Here is a 26,450-nt window from a genome sequence, read left to right on the forward strand (position 1 = left end):
TATAACTATGAAGGCACGCATTCTGGTAGTTGACGATGACGAAGCGCTGGCCGAAATGATCGGAATTGTTCTGCGCAATGACGGCTTCGAGCCGGTCTTCTGCGCAGACGGCGGCCAGGCGCTGGATGTTTTCCGTTCATCGAAGCCGGACCTCGTGCTGCTCGACCTGATGCTTCCCGGCGTGGATGGCATTGAAGTCTGCCGGCAGATCCGTTCCGAATCGGACGTTCCCATCGTGATGCTCACCGCCAAATCGGACACTTCCGACGTCGTCCGCGGGCTTGAGTCCGGCGCCGACGATTACGTCCCCAAACCGTTCAAGCCGGCCGAGCTGGTGGCGCGGGTCCGGGCGCGGCTGAGGCCGGGCGACCAGAAGGCGCCGGAAACGCTCCGGATCGCCGATGTCACCATTGACGTGGCGGGCCACACGGTGAGCCGCGGAAATGAACGCATCTCCCTGACCCCGTTGGAGTTCGACCTCCTCGTTGCCCTTGCGCGGAAACCGTGGCAGGTATTTACCCGCGAGCTCCTGCTTGAGCAGGTCTGGGGCTACCGCCACGCCGCGGACACGAGGCTCGTTAACGTCCATGTGCAGCGGCTCCGCTCCAAGATTGAGCGGGACCCGGAAGCCCCGGAAGTAGTATTGACGGTTCGTGGTGTCGGCTACAAAGCAGGTTCCTGACCCGTCAGGAGCAGACGGCGGGCGTGCTCCGGACGGACCCGCAGCGGAACACCCTGCACGTCCGGAGGAACATCACGTTGCCCCGGAGCATACGGACGCCCTGGCAGCGAGCCTCGAGCAGCTGCCCTTCCGTGCCCGCATCTGGAAACGCAGGGCAGTTATTGTCAGCCTGCGTGTTGCACGCCTGGTCAGCACCGGAGTCCGCAGGTTTTTCCCCGCACTGCGCTACATCGCGCAATCCCTTCACCGCCGGTGGCGCCGGTCGCTGCAGTTCCGGACCGTGCTGACAACCCTGCTGCTTGCCGTGACGTCGTTCGCCGTGGTGGGCGCATACCTCTCGAACCAGATTGCCAACAACCTGTTCCAGGAACGCCTGACCCAGGCCGAGTCCGAGACCCGGTACAACGTCAAGCAGGTCCAGGACACCTTCGACGGCGCCCAGGTCACCGACCAGTCCAGCGTCATCACCCTGGTCTACGACACCCTCAACGCCGTGGAGGGCAGGGGATCGGTGATCCAGCGGCGGTATGTTTTTGAGGCCATGCCGCAGCAGACGAAACCCCGCAACCGCTGGGTGGAATCCCGGGCGTCCGACCAACTGACCGTCAGTGTCATCCCGCCGGACCTGCGCAAAGCGGTCCAGGAATCCGGCAAGGACCAGTACTGGGCCTCAACGGTCATCCCGGTGGGAACCGAAGACCGGCCCGGCATCGCCGTCGGCAACAAAGTGACCTTTAACGGAACGGTGTACGAGCTGTACCTGATCTACGACCTGAACACCGCGCAGCAGACCCTCGACGAAATCCAAAGCGTGCTCTGGGCCGGCGGCGCCGTCCTGGTCCTGATGATCGGCGCCATTGCCTGGTACGTCACCCGCAACGTTGTCAGCCCGGTCAGCCATGCCGCCGTCGTCTCCGAAAAACTGGCCGCGGGCCAGCTGCAGGAGCGGATGGTGGTTAAGGGTGAGGACGAGGTGGCACGCCTCGGCGCGTCCTTCAACCACATGGCAGCCAGCCTGCAGGAGCAGATCACCCAGCTCGCCACCCTGTCCCAGATGCAGCAACGGTTCGTCTCGGACGTGTCCCACGAACTGCGGACGCCGCTGACCACCGTCCGGATGGCCGCGGAAGTGCTGTTCGACGCACGCCACGACTTCGATCCCATCAACAAGCGCTCCGCTGAACTCCTCTACAACCAGGTGGAGCGGTTCCAGTCCCTGCTGTCCGACCTCCTGGAGATTTCACGCTTTGATGCCGGGGTTGCCATGCTCGATGCGGAGCCGGAGGACATCCTGCAGGTTATCGCCCACGTCATCGAAGGCGCGGCTCCCGTGGCCGCCGAATACGGGTCCGACATCATCCTGCGGGCACCGGCAGGCGGGATTGTGGTGGAGATGGATTCCCGCCGGATCGACAGGATCCTGCGCAACCTGATCCTCAACGCCGTGGAACACGGGGAGGGGAAACCGGTGACCATTACAGTGGCTGCCAACCAGACCGCCGTCGGAGTTGCCGTCAGGGACCAGGGCATCGGCATGACGCCGGCGGAAGCCGCGCGTGTGTTCGACAGGTTCTGGCGCGCCGACCCCGCCCGTGCGCGGACCACGGGCGGCAGCGGCCTCGGGTTGTCCATTGCCATGGAGGACACCAAACTTCACAACGGCTGGCTGCAGGCGTGGGGAAACAAGGGGAGCGGAGCCAACTTCCGGCTGACCGTACCCCTCCGGCAGGGCGACGAGATCGACAGGTCTCCGGTCCAGCTTGAACCGGAGGACATCGTGCTGCCGGGGGTACCGGAAGACCGGAATGTCCTGGTCCTCGGTCCGGGCCCAGCCGCCCAGGCTGCCACGGCCGGAACTACCCGCAGCGAAGTGTCCCCAGCATCGAAGACCGCGGTGCACGTGCCGCCCAAGGAGCCCTCATGACAGGACCGCAGCAGCGTTGGCGCCAAAGGGCAGCGGTGCTGATGGTGCTGCTGGTACTGGTTGTCGCCGGCTGTGCACGGATACCAACGGCCGGGCCCGTAGGCAAGAGCACCGACGAAAGCGCCGGGAACCTCAACGCACCCGTTTTCCTGCCGGCCGCGCCCCAGCCCGGCGCAGCCCCCGAGACGATCATTGAGGACTTCTACCGTGCCGGGAGCGGCTATGAGGACGACTACGCTGTAGCCCGCGAATACCTGACGCAGGCGTCCTCCGTGGCCTGGAAGCCTGACCAGCGTGCCCTGGTCTACCGCGAGGCACGCGTGGTGGGCACCGCCGTCGAAAACGTCTACAACTACGAGCTGGATGTTGCCTATACGGTCGACGCCGACGGGATCGCCACGCAGGCACCCGAAGGCACCACCGAGAATATCCCGGCGACGCTAACCCAGGTGGACGGTGAATGGCGGATCTCGGCCATTCCGGACGGAACAGCCATCCCGGAAGAAACCTTCAAGGTCATCTACGGCGCGTATCCGATCTACTTCTACGATCCGAGTTTCACCTACGCCGTTCCCGACGTCCGCTGGTTCATCAAGAACAAAACCGTCAAGGCAATGACCAGCGCCCTTCTCGCCGGGCCGGCCCCCTACCTCCGGGGCGCCGTGGCCAGCGCCTTCCCGTCGGGCATCAAACTTGCCAGGGAATCCGTCCCCGTGGTGTCCGGCGCTGCGCAGGTGGATCTCACGGCAAAGGAGCTGTCGGAGGCCTCCACCGAGGACAGGCTGCGGATGCAGACCCAGCTGGCGCTGACGTTCCGCAGCCAGCCGGACGTGGTCAACGTTGAGCTGCGTGCCAACCAGGACCTGGTCCGGGTCGAGGACAACGGTTCCGTGCTGCCACCTGTCCAGGACAAAGGTGTCCCCGCACGGCAGATCGCGGTCAGCGGCAACGAGCTGGTCCGGTACGAGAACAACCGTATTTCTCCGCTGCCGGACATGCAGCCGGTGTCTGCCCTGGGACCGCGCTTCCCGGCTGAATCTCCGGTGTCACAGACCGTGGCGTTCCTGAATGAAAGCCGGACCACGCTCTACAGCATGGTTCCCGGGCAGCCCGCGCGGGCGCTCACCACCCGTAGCACACTCACGCATCCGACCTTCAGCCTCCAGGACTGGGTCTGGACTGCCGGTCCGGGAGCTGCCGGTGGCACGGAAATCGTGGCCTACCGGCCCGTGGGCGTGGCGGAAGGCGCGGCGGTTCCCACTGTCACCCTTGCGCCGTCGTGGCTTGCCGGCAGGACGGTGAAGGACCTGAGGGTCTCCCGTGAGGGTGTACGTGTCCTGGTGATCTCGGAACAGAACGGAAAAACCCGGGTTCAGGTCGCCGGCATCATCCGTGGCGCCGACGGCACACCCAAGGAACTGACGACGCCGGTCACGCTCGCAACCGGGACTGACCCCGACCAGGGTGTATGGGTCAGCGACACCGTTGTAGCGGTGATGAAGGGCTCGGCAGCAGCGAACGTCACACCTGAGCTGCTGTCCCTGACTTCCGGGCAGCCGCAGCAGCTGGCACCGTGGCCCGGTCTCGTTTCGCTCAGTGCAGGCAACGGGGCCGAGGAGATCTACGGTCAATCCTCCGACGGCATTTTCCAGCGGCTGGGCAACGGCTGGTCGCCGCAGCTCAAGGGCCCGGTCGACCCCTCGTTTCCGGGGTAGCCACCGGTGCCGGACTTTTCCACATAGCCGGCCCCGAGCCTTCGCCGGCAGTGCGCGGGGCAGCAGACTGAACGTGTGACTTCTGCAGTACCACGCCAGGACCAAGGCGGCCCCGTTGCCCCGTTGGCTGGCGATCCTGACCTCCGGCCGCCGTCGCTGCAGCCCGCAAAGCACAGGGGAGTCCATCGCCGGCGGCTCCTGCGTGCAACCGACCAGGTGGCAGCGGCCGCCGCTGAGCTGCTGGCGCTGGCTGTGCCCGTTGACTGCGTCTGCTGCGGCGCGGAGGACCTGGCCCTCTGCGTAGCCTGCGAACGGCGGGTCAGGCACCTGACGCAGCATCCGTTCAGGGCTGAAGCGCAGGCGCCGGCCCTCATGGATGTCGGTGGCGGCGTGATACTGCCCGTTGTCGCCGCAGGCGTCTACCGCGACGAGCTCGCACAGGCTGTCCTTTCGTTCAAGAGCCACGGCCAGTACCAGCTGAGGCGGGTCCTGGCACGGGCGCTGGCCCGTGCGGTCCATGCTGCGGTGCCCAACAGCCCCGGCACCTGCCTGGTACCGGTCCCCAGCAGCACCGGGGCATTCGTGCGCCGGGGCTTCAGCCCGGTGCACCTCCTGCTCGGCTCTTCCGCCGCAGGGAACCTGCTGGCGGGCGCGCCGGTGCTGGATGTGCTGCGGAAGTCGCATCGGCGGACAGGGCCGGGCGGCCTCCCGGGCGGTCAAAAAGGCCTCGGACGCGGTGCCCGGGCCAGCCGCGTCCGGGGGTCGATGCGGGTTCCGCGGCGGAAGCTCGACGGCGTGGCCGGCCGCCGGTGCGTCATCGTCGACGACGTCCTGACCACCGGGGCGACGCTCGCCGAAGCGGCCCGTGCACTGCACGAAAGCGGGGCCGTTGTGGCCGGTGCGGTGGTCCTCGCCGTGACACGCCCGCCCGATTCAGCTGGCGGCGGAACCGTATCCGCGGAAGCTGGCGGAAAGGGGCCTGACTTAGAAAAAAATAAACCAAGAAAGGATGAATAACGTGTGGCGATGAACTAACGTCGGTTGTGGGTACCAAGAACAGATGTACCTGTCGATAGCGGCTCGGAAAGGGGCTCGACTGTCAAGCAGATCGGCCCTAGGAAGTGCCGCCGTCGTGTCACCGAAGTCATTTGGAGGGCACCATGGAGTTTATGATCAGCGGACGAAATCTGACGGTCTCTGACCGGTTCCGCGAATATGCCGGTGAGAAGATCTCGAAGATCGAATCACTTGGCGACAAGGTCCAGCGGGTGGACGCGAAGGTCTCGAAGGAAACCAACGCCCGCCAGGCCGGCGACCAGCTCACCGTTGAAGTGACTGTCCTGGGACGAGGGCCCGTGATCCGCGCTGAAGCCAGCGCCGCAGACAAATTCGCTGCATTCGATCTTGCCTATAACAAGCTGCTTGAACGGCTTCGCCGTGCGAAAGACCGCAAGAAAGTCCATCACGGCCGCCACACGCCCAAGGCGGTCCGCGAAGCCACCGCGTCATTGGAGCCCGCAAGTGCCCATGAACCTATTTACGTCGAGGCAAGCCACCGTAGCGAACCCGTGCCCGTGGCACCTGAAAAATCGCCCTACGACGTTGACAACGACATTCCGGCCGGGGACTCACCCGTACTGATCAGGCGCAAGGTCTTCCCTGCAGCATCTCTCTCCCTTGACGACGCCGTGGACAACATGGAGTTGGTGGGCCACGATTTCTACCTGTTCGTGGACAAGGCAACCAACACGCCGTCTGTCGTATACCGCCGCCGTGGCTGGACCTACGGCGTCATCACCCTGGACCATGAGTGCGAACCAGGGGAAACAGTTGTGGAAGAAAAGATCCTTGCCTACCGCTCCGACGATGAGGCTGCCAGGGTCTAGGGTGGTGAAAACCATCCATCGAAAGGACTGACGTGGCGGCGACGCTGAGCCTTGAACAGGCGCGGCGGATCGCACTGGCAGCCCAAGGCCTGGACAAAGGACGGCCCTCCGGCCCCGTGACTTCACGGACGGTGGGCCGTACCTTTGCCCGGCTGCAGCTTGTCCAGATCGATTCCGTCAATGTGGTCTCGCGGAGCCATTACCTTCCGTTCTTCTCGCGCCTGGGCAACTACGACCGCAACATTTTGAAGCGCATGTCCAGCACCCACCCGCGGCGCATGATGGAGTACTGGGCACATGAAGCCAGCTACATCCGACCGGAGCATTTCCACGACCTGCTGCAGTGGCAAAAGCGGAAATGGGTCGGCGCTTCCGCTATGGATCCGGAGCTGCGCGAATCAGTGGCCGGAAAGATCCTCGACGTCCTTGCCCGCGGACGGGCCATGACCGCCGCCGAACTGACGGTGGAAATAGGGCACGTGGAAGACCGCCGGGACGAGAACTGGGGATGGAACTGGAACGCGGTCAAAAGGGTACTGGAGCACCTGTTCGAAGCTGGCATCATTTCCGCAGCGTCGCGCACCGAGCAGTTCGAGCGCAGGTATGCGCTGACCCCTCGGGTCCTGCCTGGCCGGCTGGATCCGGCAGGGCATCCGCGCGACCGTGCCGAATCCATGCACCGGCTGATCGATGCTGCCGCGCAGGCTCACGGCATCGGCACCGTGCGGTGTTTCGCAGACTATTTCCGCGTGCCCGTCAAGCCCGCAGCAGCCGCAGTGGACCACCTCGTGGCCATCGGCAGGCTGGAGCCCGTTTCTGTGGCCGGCTGGGACCGCCTGGTCTTCCGCCACGCCGACGCCAGGATGCCGCGCAGGGCGGTGGGGCGGGCGCTGTTGAGTCCCTTCGATTCACTGGTTTTCGAGCGGCGCAGGCTTGAGGAACTGTTTGGGTTCCACTACCGGATCGAGATTTACACGCCTGAACACAGGCGGCGCTTCGGCTACTACGTCTTGCCGTTCCTCCTGGGCGAGGCCATCGTGGCGCGGGTGGACCTCAAAGCGGACCGCGCCGCCGGAAAGCTGCTGGTCCGGTCCGCCTACGGCGAGCCGGGCGCACCGCCGCGGACCGCCGTCGAACTTGCAGCAGAGCTGGAACTGATGGCTGATTGGCTGGGCCTGGGGGACGTTGTGGTGAGCCCGGTGGGAGACCTGGCCGGGGACCTCGCAGCGGCGGTTGGAGCGGGTGGAAGTGCTATCCGCTCTGAGGGAACACCGGCATCGTGGCCTGTGTCTCTCCCGTAGACTAAAAACGCCAGAATTCGGCGGCAGAGACTGGGAGCATCTTCACGTGGCATCACTTATCGAAAAACTTCTCCGTACGGGTGACAAAAAAACCCTGCGGCAACTGCGGAACTATGCCGACTCCATCAATGCCCTCGAAGACTCGTTCAAGACGTTCACGGATGCCGAACTCCGGGAAGAAACCGACCGTCTCCGGGCACGCCACCAGGATGGCGAAAAGCTGGACGACTTGCTGCCCGAAGCGTTCGCCGCCGTGCGGGAGGCTTCGTCACGAACCCTGGGCATGCGCCATTTCGATGTCCAGATGATGGGCGGCGCCGCCCTTCACCTTGGCAATATCGCCGAAATGAAGACCGGTGAAGGAAAGACCCTGGTGGCCACTGCTCCGGCCTACCTCAACGCCCTCACCGGAAACGGCGTCCACGTCATTACCGTGAACGACTACCTGGCCGAATACCAGTCGGACCTGATGGGCCGCGTCTACCGCTTCCTTGGCCTGACCAGCGGCTGCATCCTGTCCAACCAGGACCCGTCGGTCCGCCGGGAGCAGTACGCCGCCGACATCACCTACGGCACCAACAACGAATTCGGCTTTGATTACCTCCGCGACAACATGGCCTGGGACAGTTCAGAGCTCGTCCAGCGTGGCCACCACTTCGCGATCGTGGATGAGGTTGACTCCATCCTGATTGACGAGGCCCGCACCCCGCTGATCATTTCCGGGCCGGCGCAGGGCGATACGAACCGCTGGTACAGCGAATTCGCCAAGGTTGTTCTTCGCCTCCAGCCCGAGCGCGACTATGAGGTCGACGAGAAGAAGCGCACCGTCGGCGTCCTGGAAAGCGGTATCGAAAAGGTCGAGGACTACCTCGGCATCCAGAACCTCTACGAGTCGGCCAACACGCCGCTCATCGGCTTCCTGAACAACGCCATCAAGGCCAAGGAACTGTTCAAGCGCGACAAGGACTACGTCATCCTGGACGGCGAAGTCCTCATCGTTGACGAACATACTGGCCGTATCCTTGCCGGCCGGCGCTACAACGAAGGCATGCACCAGGCGATCGAGGCCAAGGAAGGCGTCGAGATCAAGGCTGAAAACCAGACCCTGGCCACGGTGACGCTCCAGAACTACTTCCGTATGTATGGCAAGCTCTCGGGCATGACCGGCACGGCGGAGACTGAGGCCGCCGAGTTCATGGGAACCTACAAACTCGGCGTGGTCGCGATTCCCACCAACCGGGACATGCAGCGCATCGACCAGTCCGACCTGGTGTACAAGAACGAAGCCGTCAAGTTCGACGCCGTGGTGGCAGACATTGCCGAACGCCACGAAAAGGGCCAGCCGGTCCTGGTGGGCACCACCAGTGTTGAGAAGAGTGAATACCTCTCCCGGCTGCTGGCCAAGGAAGGCATCAGGCATGAAGTCCTGAACGCCAAGAACCATGCCCGTGAGGCCGCCATCGTCGCCCAGGCCGGCCGGAAGGGCGCCGTCACGGTTGCAACGAACATGGCTGGCCGCGGAACTGACATTATGCTCGGCGGCAACGCGGAATTCACCGCCGTCGCCGAGCTCGCCAGGCAGGGACTGGACCCTGAGGAGAACTCCGAGGAGTACGAGGCCGCGTGGCCCGCTGCCCTCGAGGCGGCCAAGCAGTCCGTCAAGGACGAGCACGAGGAAGTACTGAGCCTTGGCGGGCTCTATGTCCTTGGAACCGAACGGCACGAGTCCCGTCGCATTGACAACCAGCTCAGGGGCCGCTCCGGCCGCCAGGGCGATCCGGGTGAATCTCGGTTCTACCTCTCCCTGACCGATGACCTGATGCGGCTGTTCAACTCAGGGGCGGCCGAACGCCTGATGAACAGTTCAGTGCCGGACGACGTCGCGCTGGAATCCAAGTTAGTGTCCCGCGCCATCGCTTCCGCCCAGGGGCAGGTTGAGGGCCGCAACGCGGAACAGCGCAAGAACGTCCTGAAGTACGACGACGTCCTGAACCGCCAGCGCGAAGCCATTTACGGCGACCGCCGGCGAATCCTCGAGGGCGACGACCTGCACGAAAAGGTGCAGTTCTTTATCGAGGACACCATTACGGCCCTCATCGACGCCGCAACCGCGGAAGGCAACGGCGACGACTGGGATTACAACCAGCTGTGGACCAACCTGAAAACCCTGTACCCGGTCAGCGTTACCGCCGACGAAATCATTGATGAGGCGGGCGGAAAATCCCGGCTCACTGTTGAATTCCTGAAGGAAGAGCTCCTTTCCGACGCCCGGCTGGTCTACCAGGCACGTGAAGAGGCCATCGGCTCTGACAGCATGCGCGAACTGGAGCGACGCGTTGTGCTGTCAGTTATCGGGCGCAAATGGCAGGAACACCTGTATGAGATGGACTACCTGAAAGAAGGCATCGGCCTGCGCGCCATGGCCCAGCGTGACCCGCTCGTGGAATACCAGCGCGAAGGTTTCACCATGTTCCAGAGCATGATGGAAGCCATCCGGGAGGAAAGCGTGGGCTTCCTGTTCAACCTTGAGGTCGAGGTGACCCCGGCCCAGGATGTTGTGGTGGCCGACGCCGCCGGCGGCCACACCGAGCACGTTGAACCACAGATCCACGCCGCCGGTCTGGAGGCGCCCGAGAAGCCTGCGCAGCTTCAGTACACGGCTCCGGGGGAAGACGGCGCCAGCCAGACGCGCGTGGAGAGCCGATCTTCCGCGCGTTCGGGCAACCCCGCCAAAGCGGCAGCACAGGACGGCCCCAAGAAGCCTGCCAAGAAGAAACGCCGCTGATACCGGAGACATGACCACAGGGAAAGGGCCCGGAACCTAAGTTCCGGGCCCTTTCTGTGACCGGCCGGACGGGGGATCAGCCGACCACGAGTTCCGTAACGCGCCACACCTCCTTGCTTCGTTCCAATCGGACTGCCACGGCCCGTGCCCGCACGTCGTCAACCACGACGGCACTGGCCTCATAGATACCGGGAGCGACCTCGCACAGCCGGACCGACCGCACTACGGAGTTTTTGTGCAGACGTGCCAGCGACGGTGACGACGAGCGGGCAAGCTCACGCCGGATCAATAACGCGCGGTGCTGCAGCGTTGCCAGGCAGCGGGGATCCAGCCGCCGGGCCAGCTGATGGACCGGACGGATGCCTGCAAGGACTTCCATCGCGGCCTGGACTGTGGTTCGGGTGATGGCGATGACCTCGGTCTTCTCGTCGACGGCCCGGAGCGGACGGGCAGTAGGCCCCACCCCATCCAGAGCCTGCCGCCCGGCTGCAGGCCGGTTTGGCATGGGCGCTGCGGGGCGGATAGGTGTAACGGCACTCATGGTTTCCCCCTTGGTAGATAATGCTGTCCGTCGATCTGTCGGCTAGGCAGCGGCTGGTGGTTTCAGGATTTGGCCCGGGAGCAGGATGTCCGGGTTTTCGCCAATTTCCGCCTTGTTGGCCTGGTACCAGCGCGGCCAGTGCAGTGCCACCTCGACATCCGAGGCTGCGGGCCCCAGTTCGCGGGCCGCAATGTCCCAGAGTGTGTCGCCGGCAAGCACCGTGACCACAGTCCGCGATGATGGTGGCGCTTGCCCGGCCCGTAAGGGCCTGGCGACAGTGAGGCCAGGATCAGGTACCGGGGCAGTGGGCCGCCAGTCCGGATGAAGCTCCGGCGGGGAGCCCTGTTCCTCCGGCGTCGAACTTGCCGCGGCAATCAACGCGATGGCGGCGGTGCCGCCCGTGGGCTCCCAGGCGGCCGGAGCCGCACCACCCTGCGTAGGCAGCCAAACCGGACCTGAGGGCGTTTCAGCATGGGCCAGTGGAGCGGTAACGAGGTGGACGGAAAGCACCGCCAGCGCCAGCCGGCGCATGAATGCCGGACACAACCTACCCGCCGTGGCGGCCGCGCGTTTCCGTCCGCTTCGGTCCAGTACCGCCGCCATAAAGGCAGACAGCATGGAAAGCACCCACCACGCAGCGATTGCCAATCCCGCCGCAGTTGTGGCCGCGCCCAAAAGCTGGTCGAAATCCGGTGCCCTCCGGCCTGCGCCGCTGAGGATCCAGCGATCCGCGAATGGCAGGCCCGAGATCCACAGGAATCCGCCCAACAACGGGATGGCTGCGGACATCGCGGCGTCGGAGCCGACGTTGTGCTTCGCATGAGCTGTCATTGCCATCTCCATCACGTTTGATGTTGTTTGATGCAGTTTGATGCAAGTGAAATCAGTTTGCCCTACCTGATCGAAGTTTGTCCATACGTTGGAGGGAAGTCGGCTGTGAATTGACCGTGAGGAGGGCGCGTCCTACGCTGGCCGAATGCGTTGGGATGCCCTGTTCAGTGACATGGAGGCACAGTTTGCCGAAGGCGGCAGGCTGTCGATGGAAGCCGAGGTTTCGGAGCGTGCAAGAGCGGACGCGGCCGGACTAAGCCTGGCCGACCGCCTGCGGGGTTCCCTGGGAACGCAGGTGAAGGTACACCTCGTGTCCGGTGCGGTTTTTGAAGGGACCCTCGTGTATGCCGGGGCCGACGCCTTTGTCCTGAACGACAACCGCCATCAGGTACTGGTTCCGCACCTTGCCGTTGAGAGTTACGCGGGACTGGGGCGGCTTTCGGTCAGTGAGCCATCTGTTGTGCGGAGGAGTATCGGGCTGTCCAATGCCCTTCGTGGACTGGCCCGGGACCGGTCGGAGCTGACGGTTCTGTTGAGAAGCGGGAGCGCGCAGGACTCCGGCATGACCGGTGTCATCGACAAGGTGGGCCGCGACTACCTTGACCTGGCTGCACTCAGGCCCGGGGAAGCCCGCCGCGCCTCGCACGTTGGCCACGTCTGTACGGTTCCATTTTCCGCACTTGCCGCCATCAGGTCGGCATTCACCGGAGACTTTTAGCCGCTTCGCAGCCATCCGGCGGTCAGGGCCCGCTCAGACGGACTTGGACCTGGATTCCTGGATCATCCGGCTCGCCTCGGCGTAGCGCTCTTCGATGTACTGCTCCAGCATTTTCTCTTCAACGCGCCACTGGCCGCGGCCGCCAACCTGGATGGCCTTGAGTTCTCCGCTGCGGACCAGTGCGTACGCCGCCGGCGAGTTGATCTGCAGCTGCTCTGCGACGTCTGCGAGGGTGAGGAATCGGGGCATGGTCCTATTTTGCCACTTCAGGGAGCATTTGATGCGTTTATCCACAGTTTGATGCTGTTTGGCTTTTTGACTTTCCGTTCAGGCTTCCATGACGTAACAATGAGGGTGTCCGGGCGCCGCCTGAGGCCCGGCGCGGAGCGAGGGGGAGACTGCGCGTGACAAATGTTGATGCAACTGCGGCCGCAAGGCTGAAGCGGCCGTCGTGGAAAGATCCCCGGCTGCTCGTTGGAGTACTGCTCGTTCTTGCGTCCGTTGCCGGGGTTATCTCGCTTGTCGGCAGCGCTGACAGGACCACCGAGGTCTATGCGGCCCGGGACGCCATCGCAGTGGGCGAAATGCTGACGGAGGACAACGTGGTCCGCGCCAAAGTCCGGCTGGGTGACACGGAGAGGCAGTACATAACTGCAGAAGGCGGCCTGCCTGAGGGGGTGGTGGCTGTCCAACGAATCGGCAAGGACCAGCTGGTCCCGCGCCAAAGTCTTGGCGCTGTGGATGCCCTGGATCGCAAGCCGGTTGCAGTGACTGTCGAGGAGGCGCTCCCGTCCCAGGCGATGGCCGGGACCCGAGTGGACGTGTGGGTTGCCCTGCCGGATGCGAAAAACGGATTCAGCGAGCCGAAGCTCCTTCTTCCCGGCGCGGAAATTGCGGAGATCACCTCCGGGTCCACAACGCTGGGTTCATCACGAAGCACCGTGCTGATGGTCCTCGTGGCCGACAGCCACATGCCTGAGTTGCTGGGAGCACAGGCCAACCAGGCCAAGATCTCCGTAGTCTGGAATCCTGGCGGGGCCGCTTCGTGAGCATTCCGGTAGTCACCGTCGGCCAGGCCCAGGAAGATATTGTGGGCGGCCTTGAGCGGTTGCACGGCCCTGTGACTGTGGTTCGGAGGTGCGCCGAGCTGACCGAGTTGCTGGCAGCCTGCCAGAGCGGACTTGCCCGCGCTGCCGTGGTCGCTGACGGGTGTGAGGAATTGACGGCTTCACTTGTCGACCGGCTGGGTGCGGTCGGCGTGGCGGTCATAGCCCTCACCGATAATCCGGACGAGGCATCCCGGCTGCGGGGGATCGGCGTACCGTCGGCTTTGTTGGGTGTTGAGGCTGCAGCCTTGGCGGCAAGGATATCCGAGGCCGTTGCCCAGCTGGTGGGCAGGCAGCCTGGTCATCCCGCAGCAGGCCTGGCCGATCCCGCCGCCGCGCTCAGGTCCGTGCCCGCGGCGTCGGAAGATGTCCCTGCTGCTTCCGGCACGGGCCGCATCATAGCGGTCTGGGGTCCGGCGGGATCGCCCGGGCGGACCCTGGTCGCGGCGAACATGGCGGGGGAACTGGCTGCTGAGGGGAAGTCCGTCCTCCTGGTTGATGCCGACAGCTATGGGGCCAGTGTCGCGGCAGTCCTTGGCCTGCTGGATGAGTCCGCCGGGCTGGCGCAGGCTTGCCGGCTTGCTGACCAGGGCATGCTCGACGCCGACGCACTGCTCAGGATTGCGGCTGCGGTAGCGACCAGGCTCGGCACATTCCGGGTCCTCACCGGCATTACCCGCGCGGACCGATGGACGGAACTCCGGGCGGCAGCCCTGTCCCTGGTGCTGGAGCGCGGCCGGGAAATCGCGGATGTGGTGGTCGTCGATACCGGATTCTGCCTCGAGGCGGATGAAGAAATCAGCTTTGACACAATGGCCCCGCGACGCAACGCGGCGACCCTGCGGACGCTGGAATTGGCGGACACCGTCTATGCCGTGGGTTCGGCGGATCCGGTCGGAGTCCCGCGGCTGGTCCGTGGGCTGGCCGAACTGGAGCTTGCGGTGCCGCATGTCTCTCCCGTGGTGGTGATGAACAAGGTCCGCGCCGGCGCGGTGGGCAGGGCCCCCGAACGTCAGTTGCGGGAAGCATGGGACCGGTATGGTCCGGCCGCAGAAATCAGCGCGTTTCTGCCGGCCGACGGTCCCGCCGCCGATTCAGCGCTGCTGGGAGGCTCATTGCTCCTCGAAGTTGCACCGGAGTCGAAGCTCAGGGCCGCGATAGCCGAATTGGTCTGTGCATCTGTCCAGCAAAAACGCAGATCCTCTGTATTTTCTTCCACAGCGAGGCGTCGCCTAAAGGGTTAGGCTCACCATAAGAGCTGCAAAGGTGCAGCATCAATCTTGTGATGGAGGCGTTTGTCGATGTCGTCTGGATCCAGTGTGGAGGATCAACCCCTTGCTATTGGAGACCGTGAAGGTTTCCTGGGGGACTACTATCAGCATCTAGCCGAGGAGGACGCGCGCAGCTACTCGCAGGATGTGCTGGCGGCCCGGGCCGAGGCGCACCGCGAGGTCGCCGGAGTGCGGCTCCCTGGCCAGGCCAAAATCTCCATCGGGACGGAGCCGGACAGCAGCGTAGTCTATATCGTCACAGACGACATGCCTTTCCTCGTTGACTCTGTGAACGCCGAGCTGGTCCGGCAAAATTCTGCCATCCACCTGGTAAACCACCCTCTCTTTGTGGTCACCCGGAACCGCGAATCGGGGCAGCTGGTCAAAGTGGACCGGGTTCCATCGCAGTTCGGAATTTCCAGCGGCGACACCGCGGCAATGCCCAGCATGTCGCACCTTATCGCCCAGGGAGACAACACCTCCCACATGGAGTCGTGGATCGCTGTGGAGATCGACCGCACCACGGACGAGGCCCGGACGGCACTTCTTGCCGGCCTGGAACGGGTCCTGGGTGACGTGAGGGCCGCAGTCGAGGACTGGCCGAAAATGCGCAACAAGGCCCGCCAGATCGCGGAAAGCCTGGACAAAGTGGCCCACCCGGCCCAGATTGCGGAGCTGCGCCAGGCCCAGGACCTGCTCCGCTGGCTCGATGAAGGCAATTTCACCTTCCTGGGTTACCGCGAATACGACCTCATTAACGTCGATGGCGAAGATGTCCTTGAACTCCGGGACGACAGCGGACTCGGGCTCCTCCGGGCCGCAGTGGATTCCCACCATGTCCAGCACCTGACCGATGCAGGCCGGAAAAAGGCCCGGGAGAAGCGCGCACTCGTAATCACGAAGGCAAACTCCCGGTCCACCGTGCACCGCCCCGCGTACCTGGACTACATTGGCGTGAAAAGCTTTGACGCCGCCGGGAACGTCAACGGGGAACGTCGCTTCATCGGACTGTTTGCCACCAGCGCCTACGCCGGGTCTGTCCGGAACATCCCGATCGTCAGGGAAAAAGTGGACGCCGTGCTGCGGAATGCCGGGTTCCCGCCTGACTCGCACTCCGGCAAGGACCTGCTCGGAATCCTTGAGACCTATCCGCGCGACGAACTCTTCCAGATCGAGATCCCCGACCTTGCGGCCACCGCAATGGGAATCCAGCGGCTGCAGGAGCGCCGCCGGACGCGTTTGTTCCTGCGCCCGGATATCTACGGCCGGTTCATGTCCGCCGTCGTATACCTCCCGCGTGACAGGTACACCACCAACGTCAGGCTCCGCATTGAGGATGAGCTGCGGGAAACGTTCCAGGCCGTCTCGATCGACTACGAGGCACGGATGACAGAGTCCGCGCTGGCCAGGCTGTTCTTCCGCATCCGCCTGCCCAAAGGCGCTGACGCCAGCCACGTTGACGCCGAAGACCTTGAAAAGCGTCTGGTCAGGGCCGCCCGGTCCTGGAGCGAAGGAATCTCAGAGGTCCTGCGGGGGAGCGGTGAAGACGAGCACGCCAAGGAACTGGCAGCCATCTGGTCCGAAGCTTTCCCGGCGAGCTACCGCGTGGACTATGAAGTTGAGGAGGCCCTGGAGGACATCTCCCGCTTCGAGAAGTACGGTGCCGAAGCGGAGCGTACAGCCGGAGCAAAGCAGGAACGTCCAGGTGTCCATGTTTATCTCCCGGAAGGCGCAGGTGCCACGCTGGAGGAAGATGCCCGCGTCAAGCTCTACATGCTGGAGCCGAAGAGCCTCAGCCAGATCCTGCCCTACTTCCACAACATGGGGCTTGAGGTACTGGACGAGCGGCCCTTCGAGATCGAGACGGCTGACCGGCGTGATTTCTTCCTTTATGACCTTGGGCTTAAGTACCCGGCCGGCGTAGATCCGGTAGCTACCGGCCAGTTGCTCGCCGAGTCCTTCGGGGCAGCCGTTTCCGGTGCCATTGAATCCGACAGTTTCGACCGGCTCGTGCTCCGGGAGGGAATGCACTGGCGCCAGATTACTGTTCTGCGGGCCTACGCGCGCTACATGCGCCAGATGGGAAACACCAACTCGTTCGGGTTTATCGCCGACACGTTGCTTGCCAATCCTGAAGTTACCAAAGGGCTCAGCGCACTCTTCGCGGCCCGGTTCGATCCCTCAGTTGATGAGGACCAGCGTGGCGCCACCCAGGAGGCCGTCCGGGCGGGACTGCACGAATCGATCGACCAGGTCGCAACCCTCGACGCCGATCGCGTCCTTCGTACGTTCATGAACCTGATCGAGTCCACGCTGCGCACCAACTTCTACCAGTACAAGCAGCACTTGAGTTTCAAACTGGATCCCACAAACATCGAGGGACTGCCCTTCCCGCGGCCAAAGTTCGAGATCTGGGTGTATTCCCCCCGGGTGGAGGGTGTACACCTGCGTTTCGGTAAGGTGGCACGCGGCGGGCTTCGTTGGTCCGACCGGCGCGAAGACTTCCGCACCGAGATCCTGGGCCTCGTTAAGGCACAGACCGTCAAGAATGCGGTTATCGTCCCCACCGGCGCCAAAGGCGGCTTCTTCGCCAAACAGCTCCCGGATCCGGCGGCAGACCGCGCTGCCTGGATGGCGGAGGGCATTGAAAGCTACAAGACGTTCATCCGCGGCCTGCTGGACATCACGGACAACCTGGTAACCCTGCCCGACGGCGAAAACCTGGTGCCGCCGTCGGACGTGGTACGGCACGACGACGACGATTCCTACCTTGTGGTCGCCGCGGACAAGGGCACGGCCACGTTCTCCGACATCGCCAACGGCCTCGCAGCCGAGTACGGCTTCTGGCTCGGAGACGCCTTCGCTTCGGGCGGTTCCGTAGGCTACGACCACAAAGCCATGGGCATCACCGCCCGCGGGGCCTGGGAATCTGTCAAACGGCACTTCAGCGAACTTGACCTTGACACCCAGACCCAGCCGTTCACCGTCGTCGGCGTCGGCGACATGTCCGGCGACGTGTTCGGCAACGGTATGCTGCTGTCCCGCCACATCCGCCTGCTCGCGGCCTTCGACCATCGCCACATTTTCCTGGATCCCAATCCAAACGAGGAATCGTCCTTTGCGGAACGCCAGCGGCTGTTCGAGCTGCCCCGCTCCTCATGGGATGACTACGACAAATCCCTCATCAGCGAGGGCGGCGGCGTTTTCGCCCGGCAGGCCAAGACTGTCCCCGTCTCGGAGCAGATCCGTGCGGCCCTGGGGCTGCCGGAATCGACAACCCAGCTGAGCCCGCCGGAGCTTCTACGGGCGATTCTGCTGGCTCCCGCCGACCTGCTGTACAACGGCGGGATCGGAACATACGTCAAGGCAAGCACCGAGTCGAACGCGTCCGTGGGGGACAAGGCCAATGACACCATCCGCGTGGACGGCCGTGACCTGCGGGTCAAAGTGGTCGGTGAAGGCGGCAACCTCGGGATGACCCAGCGCGGGCGAATCGAGGCAGCACTCCAGGGAGTGATCCTCAATACGGACGCCATCGACAATTCGGCAGGCGTGGACTGCTCTGACCACGAGGTCAACATCAAAATCTTCGTGGACCGGATGGTGGCTGCCGGCAAACTCTCCGCAGAGGAACGCTCCGGGTTCCTCTCGTCGATGACCGACGAGGTGGGCCGGCTGGTGCTGCAGGACAATGTGGACCAAAACATCCTGCTCCTCAACGACCGCATGCGCGTTGCCGAGTGGAGCCCCAGCTACGAACGGATGATGGACTGGCTGGAAAAATCAGCTGACCTCAAACGCGATCTTGAAGCCTTGCCTACTACGGAGACCCTGCGGGAACGTCTGGGCCAGGGCCAGGGCCTGACGTCCCCGGAACTGTCCGTGCTTGCGGCGTACGCCAAGATCGAGCTGACCTCTGCCCTCCGGGACAGCGACCTCGCCGACGATCCGTGGTTCCGCCAGACCCTCCGCGCCTACTTCCCGCAGCAGTTGCGGGAACGGTTTGATGCCGAACTCGACACGCATCCGCTGCGGCGGGAGATCATCGCCACCATTGTTGCCAACGACATGATCAACATGGGCGGCATCACCTTCGCGTTCCGGACCATTGAGGAGACCTCAGCCACCGAGGTGGCTGTGGCGAAGGCGTTTGTCGCTCTCCGGGAGATCTACGAACTCGATGTCATGGTGGATGAGCTGAACAGCCTCCCGGCATCGTTCCCCACGGAGCACTGGAGCACTGTCCACCTGGACATCCGGCGACTGCTGGACCGTGCCGTGCGCTGGCTCGTGGGCCAAGGCGGAGCCAACCGGCCGATCGCTGACGTCGTCGCCGAATTCAAGCCCGTCATGGATCCGATGCGCGCCCGACTCCTCGACTACGTTCGGGGCGACGACCGCGAGCGGGTGGCCGCGTGGCTTGAGGAAGCACGGGAGTGGAAGCTGCCCGAAGGCCTGGCTCTGCGCTGGGCTGAACTGTTTGAGAGTTTCGTGTTGCTGGACATTGCCAAGATCGCCCAGGTCCGCAAGGACCCCGTTGAGGAGATTGCGTCCGTTTACTACACGGTATTCAACCGCTTCCACGCTGATTCACTGCTTGAACGGATCAGCAGCCTGCCCAGGCAGGACAGGTGGCAGGCGCTGGCACGGGCGGCCTTGCGCGACGATCTGTACTCGACGGTGTCGGACATGACGATGGCGGTGCTCGAATGCACGGATTCCGGACTCGCCCCGGCGGACAGGCTTAAGGATTGGGAGAGCCAGAACGCTGAACAGCTGGGCCGGGCCAAGAGCATGTTCGACGAGGTCAATTCCCTCGAAGCGGACGATATGGCGTCACTGTCGGTAGCATTGAGGCTCTTGAGGTCAATCGTCCGACGCTAGGGATACCGGCGTCGTAACTGGAGGTGCAGTGGCAATCTTTACGGACCCCATCAGGGAACATGCTGATTTTGGGCCGGGCGATGCCGAATGGCTGCACCTCCTGGTGGGGGACTGGCAGATGGTTGCCGACCTCGCGTTTGCCGATCTCGCTCTGTGGTTCCCCCACCCGGAGTACGGCTACGTGGCGTTGGCGCACGTCCGGCCCTCAACCACGCACACCGTTTTCCACGGCGACTTTGTGGGTGAGGGCATCCGCTCGGACCTGCAGCCGCTGGTTGACAAAGCATGGGCCAGCCGTGCCATCGAACGGTCCAGCGAAACAAACTGGAGCAGCGACATGGCCCTGCGGGTCGAGGCCGTTCCCATGGTCCGCAACGGCCGGACCCTGGCCGTTGTGACGACGCACATGGACCTATCCAGCTCGCGTATGCCCTCCAGGCTGGAACTCACGTACCGGCAGTGCGCCTATGACTTGCTCCGCATGGGCACGCTGGGGCTGTGGCCGGACTTTGCCTCGCCAACGGGGTCCCGCCGTGGCGCGCCCCGCGTGGGGGACGGCCTTATCAGGCTCGACGCCGAGGGCATCGTGCAGTACGCGAGCCCCAATGGTGTTTCCGCGTTCCGGCGGCTTGGCGACGGCGAGTCCCTCGAGGGGCGGTCGCTGGCCGAAGTAACGGCGAGCCTGCTAAAGGACCGGCGAATGGTCGACGAGACGCTGCCACTGGTGGTAACCGGCCGGATGCCATGGCGCAGCGAGATCGAGTCCCGCGGCGTGAGCCTCTCCCTGCGGGCAATTCCGCTCCGTGATGAGCAGCACCGGTTCGGGGCCCTGGTCCTGTGCCGCGATGTGTCCGAGCTGCGGAGGCGGGAGATGGAGCTCGTCACAAAAGACGCGACCATCCGCGAGATCCACCACAGGGTGAAAAACAACCTGCAGACCGTGGCGGCCCTCCTGAGGATGCAGTCGCGCCGCATGGTCAGCGATGAAGCCAAGCAGGGCCTGGAACAGGCGATGCGCCGCGTGGCCACGATCGCCCTTGTCCACGAAACTCTGTCCCAGGGCCTGGCGCAGAGCGTCGATTTCGACGAACTGATCGGCCGCCAGTTCAGGCTGTCAGCGGAAGTTGCCTCACCTTCACAGCAGGTCAAGACCGAACGCGCGGGACTGTTCGGCGAACTTCCCAGCGACTTCGCAACTCCGCTGGCGCTGGTGATCAATGAATTGGTGACCAACGCCGTCGAACACGGTCTCGAGGGACGCACCGGCACGGTATGGCTCCTGGCCGACCGGTCCGAGGAGGACGACGGCGAAGAGCTCCTGACGGTCACAGTGGCCGATGACGGGGTGGGCCTGCCGGAGACTCCCCATGTCGAGGGCCTGGGCCTTCAGATCGTCCGCACTTTGGTAACCAGCGAGCTCGGCGGCACCATCGCGTGGCAACCCCGGGAAGGCGGGGGCACGGCCGTCCGGATCCGGCTGAGCCTCATGCCCAAGTAGCCCGCGTCTCCGGCGCCGCTGGAATCAACCGAACTCTGGAAAAACTAATGGCCGCAACCCGTTGGGTTGCGGCCATTGCCGTCTGTTATGCCTTAGCCCGGGTTACGAAGCCCGGCGCGCGCGTGCTGCCCGGCGCTTCAGGGCCCGGCGCTCGTCCTCACTCATGCCGCCCCAGACGCCGGCATCCTGGCCGGATTCCAGCGCCCACTGGAGGCAGGTGTCAACAACGGGGCAGCGGCGGCAAACGCTTTTGGCTTCCTCGATCTGGAGGAGGGCAGGGCCCGTGTTTCCGACCGGGAAAAACAGTTCCGGGTCCTTGTCAAGGCACGCTGCGCGGTTACGCCAATCCATGCTGATCAGTTGCTCCATTTCTGGGAAGAGCTCTTTGTGAAATTATTCACTAGTAGCTACAAAGGAAAGGGGCCCTTTGGGGCCCCCTTGGTCATCTGAATTAAGCCTGTCATGTTAACGCTGTGTAAACAAGGGGTAATAAGGCTTGAAATCCCCGGAAAGCTGAGCGATACATCACATCGGTGTTGGTGGCCCTCACCACTGTCCGACTATGTCCGGTAGGGTGCCAGTGTGTCAAGACCCCCCGTACCCCCCTCGAACACTTCCCCTGACGGTTCCCCAGACCCTTTTGCGGGCGGATCCGGGCCGCAGAAGGGCCAGGAATTTCCCACCGGCCAGCTGGCCGGACGTCCGCGCGGCGTAACAGTCATTGCCCTGGTTGTCGCCGCTGAAGCCACAGCTTTGCTTGGCGCGGCCGCCTGGTACGGATATGAACTTGCGACGGGAGCGCCTGTCCTCTCCTTTTGGGGTGCCGTGTTCACGATGGCATTGCTCCTCGCCTTCTCGGCGTGGCTGTTCGCGGTGGGGCACTTCCTGTTCCGCGGATACCGCTGGACACGGGCAGCTTCCTTGGTGGCCCAGATCTTCGTCCTGACCGTGGGCTTCCCTACCCTGACCGGGGGCCTCATCTGGGCCGGGCTCGCCATGCTCCTTCCCGCGCTCCTCGCAATTGTCCTGCTGTTCGACAAACGTGTTGTTACCTATGCGTCACGGACGGGCGGCTCCGCGGCCGTTTGAAGTCCCGCCGCGTCCTGTTTATGGGCTGGGGCTTGCGACGTGTCAGGCACCCAGCCCAGCTGGACCGGCATCGGCCTGCCGTTCGCCACCAGGACGCTGCGGCCCGGGGGCGGATTCGGCTCCGCGTCGAACCTGATGCCAAACAGGTCGCCGTCCATGAGGCTGCGCGGCGCGATCACCAGCCCGGTCCCCGAACCCCGGGCGCTGAGCGCCAGCGGCACGCGCTGGACCAGTAGCGGACTGAACCCTGCAGTGAAAACCACGCTGATTCCCCTATTGTTCAGTGCTGCAAGGTCCTGCTGCGCTGACTGGGGCAGGAGGTCTGCGTCGTCCACCAGGGCGATGGCATGTCGGCCCACTGCGCCGGCAGCGGCCCGCTGAAGCGCACCGGACCAGTACTCGCAGGCGTCACCGCCTGCATCCGGTGCCAGCCACTCCGCCGTCCCGGCGTTCAGTTCCGGTAACAGCCGCAGAAAGTTGGTCTTGCCGCCGCCGTGCCCTCCAAGGGCGGCGAGAACTCCACCTGCCGGAATGCGCACGCAGACAGGCGCCAGTTCGTCTCCGCCCAGCCCAATGACAAAGGACTGTTGCCCTGGAAGGCCGGGATAAAGCTTCGGACGCCGAGTTCCCGGCCGAGCCGGCACTACTCCCGTGTCCGGCATTGCACGTTCCATCATTTCTGTTATCGATACCGTGGCGGGCAGCGAATCCACCCGGAAGGGCCGTCTGATAACTGCATGGCCGCCGGCTTTCCCCGCGACAGCCCACAGAGATTCTTCGTCGTCGGACTCGGCAAAGAACTGGCCGACGGCAGATTTGCCTCCCGCGAGCGGTCCGAAGGCCACCACCCGGCCGGGAACTTCAGCCGTGGCGGGCATTTTCGGCCACGCGAGGCGGCTGTCGTCGTTTGAGCCGCACGGAAAGTAGAAGCGGTTAGGCACCGAAGCGAAGAACCTGGCAGTCACCAGCTCTCTCTGTCCCGAAATGGCGACAATGATTCCTGCGCGGCCGCCATCCCGCAGAAGATCGTGGACCAGCTCTTCCGCCCAGCCCAGCGGTCCGGACCGGAAGGACGAAGCCCACGTTCCCCAACCCGAGATGATCAGCAGCAGGGGAGTCCGGTGATGGTCGGGGGAGCTGCCCAGCCGAAGTGACAGCTCCTGTTTGAGGCGTTCGAGGATTCGGACGGCACGTCGAAGGTCTTGCGGACCGGCCTTGGCGCCAACGCGGCAGTTCGACTCGATGCCGTCCAAGGAACCGTCGGCGTCGAGGATATAGAAATGCGATTCGACCTGATGGGACGCGAGTCCGTTGACCGTAACTTTCAGGGCGTCAGGCACGCCCGCCTCCGGAGTGCCAACGAGCCCCAAATGCCCGTGCCGGGCGGGGTGCCAGTCGAGCAGTGCTGTCCGCTGTTCATCGGGCAGGTCAATCATTCCGAGGCTTATCGCCCATCCTTGTGGATTCCTGTTCCAGGGCAGTGATGCGGGGTGACTGACGGCGGCAGCGGCCACCACGGGGCGTTGCAGGACGTGCGGTAGCGGCGCAGCCACGGGTGGCCTTGCTGGCTGACCATCCATGCAGACCCAGAGGCGCGACATCATTTCGACCATGGGTGCGGCCGCCATCGCAGGTGTCAGGTCTTCGTGGTCGTCCGCCGCGGGCAGTTTTCCGGTGGGGTCCATGAGCGATTCCGAGGCCAGACGTACCCGTAGGCGGCCTGGAATGCTCCTGTCAGTCGGTTCCGTCAGGGAGGCGGCCTGGAACTCCTCTGGTTCCTCAGTGCCCCGCGCCAGGAAAGCCCTCCCTGGCGTATGCAGGCTAATGGCTGAAGCGGCTGCGGCATTGATGATGTCCATCGACTCCATGTCGGACTGGACGCGGAGGGCGATGCTGGTTGTGACGTTCGCCCGAATGTCCGCCGTCAGGGCGCCCTGGGGCCGCTGCGTCGCCATGATCAGGTGGAGGCCCAGGGAGCGCCCGATAGCTGCGATCCTCATGAGTTCGGTCAGGGCCGCCGGCGCCTGCTCAACCAGCATCCGGAATTCATCAATGATCACCACAAGGTGGGGGAGCTGGGCATCCCGATCCGTGCGCGAAGCCCGGTACGCAGTCAGATCCGGCGCCCGGGCGGAGGCCAGTACTTGCTCACGGAGCCGGACTTCCGCCCGAAGAGATACCAGCGACCGGTCGAGCTCGTGGCTGGCGAGATCGGTGAGCATCCCTACACAGTGTGGAAGGCCTTGCAGGGGCGCCAGCCCCGATCCGCCTTTAAAGTCGATAAACAGGAAATTGATGCGGTCCGGCGGGTGGCTGAGCGCCAATGCCGCGGTGATGCTGCGCAAAAGTTCGGATTTTCCCGAGCCGGTGGTCCCGGCCACCAGGAAATGGGGCCCGTCGGTGTGGAGATCCAGATAGCGGGTGCCGTCGGCGGTTTGACCGACGGGTACGGCGAGCCCCGGTTCGTGGCGGGATGCGGCCCAGCGTGCTGACGTTTCAGACCTGCTGGGGTTGAGCAGGTCGCTGAGCAGGCAAGTTTGCGGCACAGTTGTCGCACTGCTGTTAACGGGCCCGGCATCACGGGAAAGCATGCGGCAAAAGTTGCCGAAGACCTCCTCCGGAGCGAGGTCCGGCACAAAGCGAATGGTCCCCTCCGGTCCGTGCAGCTCGGCCACCCGTTCGCCCAGTTCGATGTCCGCTGATGCCATGGAACCAGGCCGGGACCGAAAATCGATGACCTGCCAGTGGTTTTCCGCCGCGAGAGCTTTGATTCCGTCGTCCGTCGGGTCGCCGGCATTGATCATCAGAAGCACGCCCCGTGCGGTTGTGGGGCCGTGTTCCCCTGCCAGCGCGGCTGTTGCTGCAGCCTTCGTGGCAGTCAGGGTGACACTGGACAGGAACCGGCCGCTGAGTGGAAGTCGACCGGCCGGACCATGGACCACCACGCGGGTGCGGACGGCCCGCGGGTAACCCGCAAGTTGCATAATGAGCGACCGCATCAGACCGTCGAGGGACTCAGCCGGGCCGCTGACTGTGGTCAGGGAATTGGCCGGATCGAGGACGAGCGGAACAACTCCGGCCGACGGGACGACCAGTTCCGGCGCGGCAGGCTCGAATCGGATATTTGCAGATTGGGCTGCCAAACCCAGGCGTAGCCAGATCCTCTGTTCGCCGGGAGCCCGTTCATGGGACGCGCCGGACGGCGGCCCGCCGACCACAAGATCGGACAGCGGTGGAGCAGCGCGCCGCCGCCGCTCCAGGTCCTGGCGGAGCGCCGTTGCCACCGCTGTGGCCAAGTCCCTGCGTTGACGCCTCCCGGAGACGACCGGCACGAGGACGGAGACCGCAGAGACCACGGTGAAAGCAAGGAACATCCACATACCTGTCATGACGGCCAGTCCGACGCCGATGACCAGCGGCAGGACGGCCGTCAGCACGAGTGCGGCACGGTTAACGGAGTCCGTTCGCCGTTGGATCAACAGGGGCTCGTAGACGTCTGATCCTGCTTCTTCCAGCTTCACGCCGGGAGCATCCACGAAGATCAGCGACATCGTGGAGTTGCCGCAATGGATGACGGATCCGGTGGTCACGACAGTGTTTCTCACCCGTTCGCCGTCGACTTCCGTACCGTTGGCACTGTCAAGGTCCTCGATGGTGATGGCAGTTTCGGAAACCAGAAGGCGGGCATGTTGCCTCGACAGTTCAGGATCCGGGATGACGATGTCCGCTTTGCTTCGGCCGATGCTGTACGTTCCGCGCCTCAGGGGAACCACCGTCCCGGCGCCGGTGCCGCTCAGCACTGCGAGGGCCAACGGCGCGGGCAGGCCCGAAGGCCGCCGCGGCTTGCCACCCAGGCTCCGTGTCCCGCCGTCGACGATAACCGCACCGTTCACCAGTGGCGGTTCGCCGACCGTCAGGGAAGCAAGCTGGAAGCCGTCCACTGACAGAACGCCGGTGCCGAACCTTGCCCCGAGTTCGGCCTGCAGGTCCGCACCCCCGGTGCCAATGGACGCGTCCACCGTGAGTTCCAGTGGTGTCTGGACCAGCCCAGTGCCGGGGCTGCGGACCAGCGTACACTCCAGCGGCATGATGTTGAATCCCTATCGTTTGGCTGACCTACATCTCCACGCTAGCCATGGCATCCGGCGCGTGTCTCAACGGGCACATGCCATGTGGATAACGACGGCCCCGTCATGCAGCGCGTGTCGGGGGCAACCAT

Annotated in this window: 18 protein-coding genes; 13 read left to right on the top strand and 5 right to left on the bottom strand. The window is 64.2% G+C overall.

Going from position 1 to position 26,450, the window contains the following annotated elements:
- The first annotated feature begins 7 nt into the window (after positions 1-7).
- The 7 genes from mtrA to secA all read left to right on the top strand — a co-directional run bounded on the left by mtrA (position 8) and on the right by secA (position 10,293).
- Positions 8-682 carry an MtrAB system response regulator MtrA gene (gene mtrA / locus J2X42_RS02015; protein WP_066292768.1) on the top strand — a complete coding sequence of 225 codons (675 nt, stop codon included), beginning with the start codon at positions 8-10 and terminating at the stop codon, positions 680-682.
- Entirely contained in the window at positions 654-2,606 is a 1,953-nt protein-coding gene (gene mtrB, locus J2X42_RS02020; protein ID WP_310161641.1) for an MtrAB system histidine kinase MtrB, read from the top strand. The genes mtrA and mtrB overlap by 29 nt, the downstream gene beginning before the upstream one ends.
- Positions 2,603-4,321, top strand: a complete 1,719-nt coding sequence (locus J2X42_RS02025) for an LpqB family beta-propeller domain-containing protein (protein WP_310161642.1) — start codon at positions 2,603-2,605, stop codon at positions 4,319-4,321. Before mtrB ends, J2X42_RS02025 begins: the two co-directional genes overlap by 4 nt.
- Before the next feature lie 75 nt (positions 4,322-4,396).
- Positions 4,397-5,338, top strand: coding sequence for a phosphoribosyltransferase family protein (locus J2X42_RS02030; RefSeq protein ID WP_310161643.1), 942 nt, complete (start codon positions 4,397-4,399; stop codon positions 5,336-5,338).
- 143 nt (positions 5,339-5,481) lie between these two features.
- Complete coding sequence (gene hpf, locus J2X42_RS02035) at positions 5,482-6,207, top strand: ribosome hibernation-promoting factor, HPF/YfiA family (protein WP_310161646.1); 726 nt, start codon at positions 5,482-5,484, stop codon at positions 6,205-6,207.
- A gap of 32 nt (positions 6,208-6,239) precedes the next feature.
- Positions 6,240-7,508 (top strand): DNA glycosylase AlkZ-like family protein, encoded by a 1,269-nt coding sequence (locus J2X42_RS02040; RefSeq protein WP_310161648.1) that lies wholly within the window; start codon positions 6,240-6,242, stop codon positions 7,506-7,508.
- A gap of 46 nt (positions 7,509-7,554) precedes the next feature.
- Positions 7,555-10,293: a preprotein translocase subunit SecA gene (gene secA, locus J2X42_RS02045; protein ID WP_310161651.1), complete on the top strand. Its 2,739-nt coding sequence runs from the start codon at positions 7,555-7,557 to the stop codon at positions 10,291-10,293.
- A gap of 76 nt (positions 10,294-10,369) precedes the next feature.
- Here the strand turns inward: secA and J2X42_RS02050 are convergent, their stop codons facing one another.
- On the bottom strand, positions 10,370-10,834 hold the full coding sequence (locus tag J2X42_RS02050; protein ID WP_310161654.1) for an Rv3235 family protein: 465 nt from the start codon (positions 10,832-10,834) through the stop codon (positions 10,370-10,372).
- A 42-nt stretch (positions 10,835-10,876) separates the two neighbouring features.
- Complete coding sequence (locus J2X42_RS02055; RefSeq protein ID WP_310161656.1) at positions 10,877-11,665, bottom strand: LysM domain-containing protein; 789 nt, start codon at positions 11,663-11,665, stop codon at positions 10,877-10,879.
- A 145-nt stretch (positions 11,666-11,810) separates the two neighbouring features.
- Here J2X42_RS02055 and J2X42_RS02060 point away from each other — a divergent pair, with 145 nt between their 5' ends.
- On the top strand, positions 11,811-12,383 hold the full coding sequence (locus J2X42_RS02060) for a hypothetical protein (protein WP_310161657.1): 573 nt from the start codon (positions 11,811-11,813) through the stop codon (positions 12,381-12,383).
- A 33-nt stretch (positions 12,384-12,416) separates the two neighbouring features.
- Here the strand turns inward: J2X42_RS02060 and J2X42_RS02065 are convergent, their stop codons facing one another.
- Complete coding sequence (locus J2X42_RS02065; RefSeq protein ID WP_018768505.1) at positions 12,417-12,632, bottom strand: helix-turn-helix domain-containing protein; 216 nt, start codon at positions 12,630-12,632, stop codon at positions 12,417-12,419.
- Positions 12,633-12,787: 155 nt separating this feature from the next.
- Here J2X42_RS02065 and J2X42_RS02070 point away from each other — a divergent pair, with 155 nt between their 5' ends.
- From J2X42_RS02070 to J2X42_RS02085, 4 genes are read left to right on the top strand one after another with little or no spacing between them, the layout of a single operon-like run.
- Positions 12,788-13,432, top strand: a complete 645-nt coding sequence (locus J2X42_RS02070) for a hypothetical protein (RefSeq protein WP_310161665.1) — start codon at positions 12,788-12,790, stop codon at positions 13,430-13,432.
- The gene (locus J2X42_RS02075; RefSeq protein WP_310161667.1) at positions 13,429-14,733 is read left to right on the top strand and encodes a P-loop NTPase; all 1,305 of its coding nucleotides are present in this window, start codon (positions 13,429-13,431) and stop codon (positions 14,731-14,733) included. The genes J2X42_RS02070 and J2X42_RS02075 overlap by 4 nt, the downstream gene beginning before the upstream one ends.
- A gap of 57 nt (positions 14,734-14,790) precedes the next feature.
- Positions 14,791-19,644: an NAD-glutamate dehydrogenase gene (locus tag J2X42_RS02080; RefSeq protein ID WP_310161668.1), complete on the top strand. Its 4,854-nt coding sequence runs from the start codon at positions 14,791-14,793 to the stop codon at positions 19,642-19,644.
- Between the two features lie 28 nt (positions 19,645-19,672).
- Complete coding sequence (locus J2X42_RS02085) at positions 19,673-21,142, top strand: sensor histidine kinase (RefSeq protein WP_131131515.1); 1,470 nt, start codon at positions 19,673-19,675, stop codon at positions 21,140-21,142.
- A gap of 102 nt (positions 21,143-21,244) precedes the next feature.
- Here the strand turns inward: J2X42_RS02085 and J2X42_RS02090 are convergent, their stop codons facing one another.
- Positions 21,245-21,493: a WhiB family transcriptional regulator gene (locus J2X42_RS02090; protein WP_003804966.1), complete on the bottom strand. Its 249-nt coding sequence runs from the start codon at positions 21,491-21,493 to the stop codon at positions 21,245-21,247.
- A 339-nt stretch (positions 21,494-21,832) separates the two neighbouring features.
- Between J2X42_RS02090 and J2X42_RS02095 the strand changes: the two genes are divergently transcribed.
- A complete protein-coding gene (locus J2X42_RS02095; protein WP_310162156.1) occupies positions 21,833-22,231 on the top strand; it encodes a hypothetical protein in 399 nt (132 codons plus the stop codon).
- Here the strand turns inward: J2X42_RS02095 and J2X42_RS02100 are convergent.
- Positions 22,195-26,319, bottom strand: coding sequence for an FtsK/SpoIIIE domain-containing protein (locus tag J2X42_RS02100; protein ID WP_310161671.1), 4,125 nt, complete (start codon positions 26,317-26,319; stop codon positions 22,195-22,197). The two genes, J2X42_RS02095 and J2X42_RS02100, sit on opposite strands and share 37 nt — an antisense overlap.
- Positions 26,320-26,450: the final 131 nt, after the last annotated feature.

It is taken from the genome of Arthrobacter sp. BE255 (genome assembly GCF_031457335.1).
Classification (GTDB): Bacteria; Actinomycetota; Actinomycetes; order Actinomycetales; family Micrococcaceae; genus Arthrobacter.

Coding starts and splice junctions, on each gene's coding strand:
- mtrA (WP_066292768.1), top strand. CDS start 8: ATGAAGGCACGCATTCTGGTAGTTGACGATGACGAAGCGCTGGCCGAA.
- J2X42_RS02025 (WP_310161642.1), top strand. CDS start 2,603: ATGACAGGACCGCAGCAGCGTTGGCGCCAAAGGGCAGCGGTGCTGATG.
- hpf (WP_310161646.1), top strand. CDS start 5,482: ATGGAGTTTATGATCAGCGGACGAAATCTGACGGTCTCTGACCGGTTC.
- J2X42_RS02050 (WP_310161654.1), bottom strand. CDS start 10,834: ATGAGTGCCGTTACACCTATCCGCCCCGCAGCGCCCATGCCAAACCGG.
- J2X42_RS02055 (WP_310161656.1), bottom strand. CDS start 11,665: ATGACAGCTCATGCGAAGCACAACGTCGGCTCCGACGCCGCGATGTCC.
- J2X42_RS02060 (WP_310161657.1), top strand. CDS start 11,811: ATGCGTTGGGATGCCCTGTTCAGTGACATGGAGGCACAGTTTGCCGAA.
- J2X42_RS02065 (WP_018768505.1), bottom strand. CDS start 12,632: ATGCCCCGATTCCTCACCCTCGCAGACGTCGCAGAGCAGCTGCAGATC.
- J2X42_RS02080 (WP_310161668.1), top strand. CDS start 14,791: ATGTCGTCTGGATCCAGTGTGGAGGATCAACCCCTTGCTATTGGAGAC.
- J2X42_RS02090 (WP_003804966.1), bottom strand. CDS start 21,493: ATGGATTGGCGTAACCGCGCAGCGTGCCTTGACAAGGACCCGGAACTG.
- J2X42_RS02100 (WP_310161671.1), bottom strand. CDS start 26,319: ATGCCGCTGGAGTGTACGCTGGTCCGCAGCCCCGGCACTGGGCTGGTC.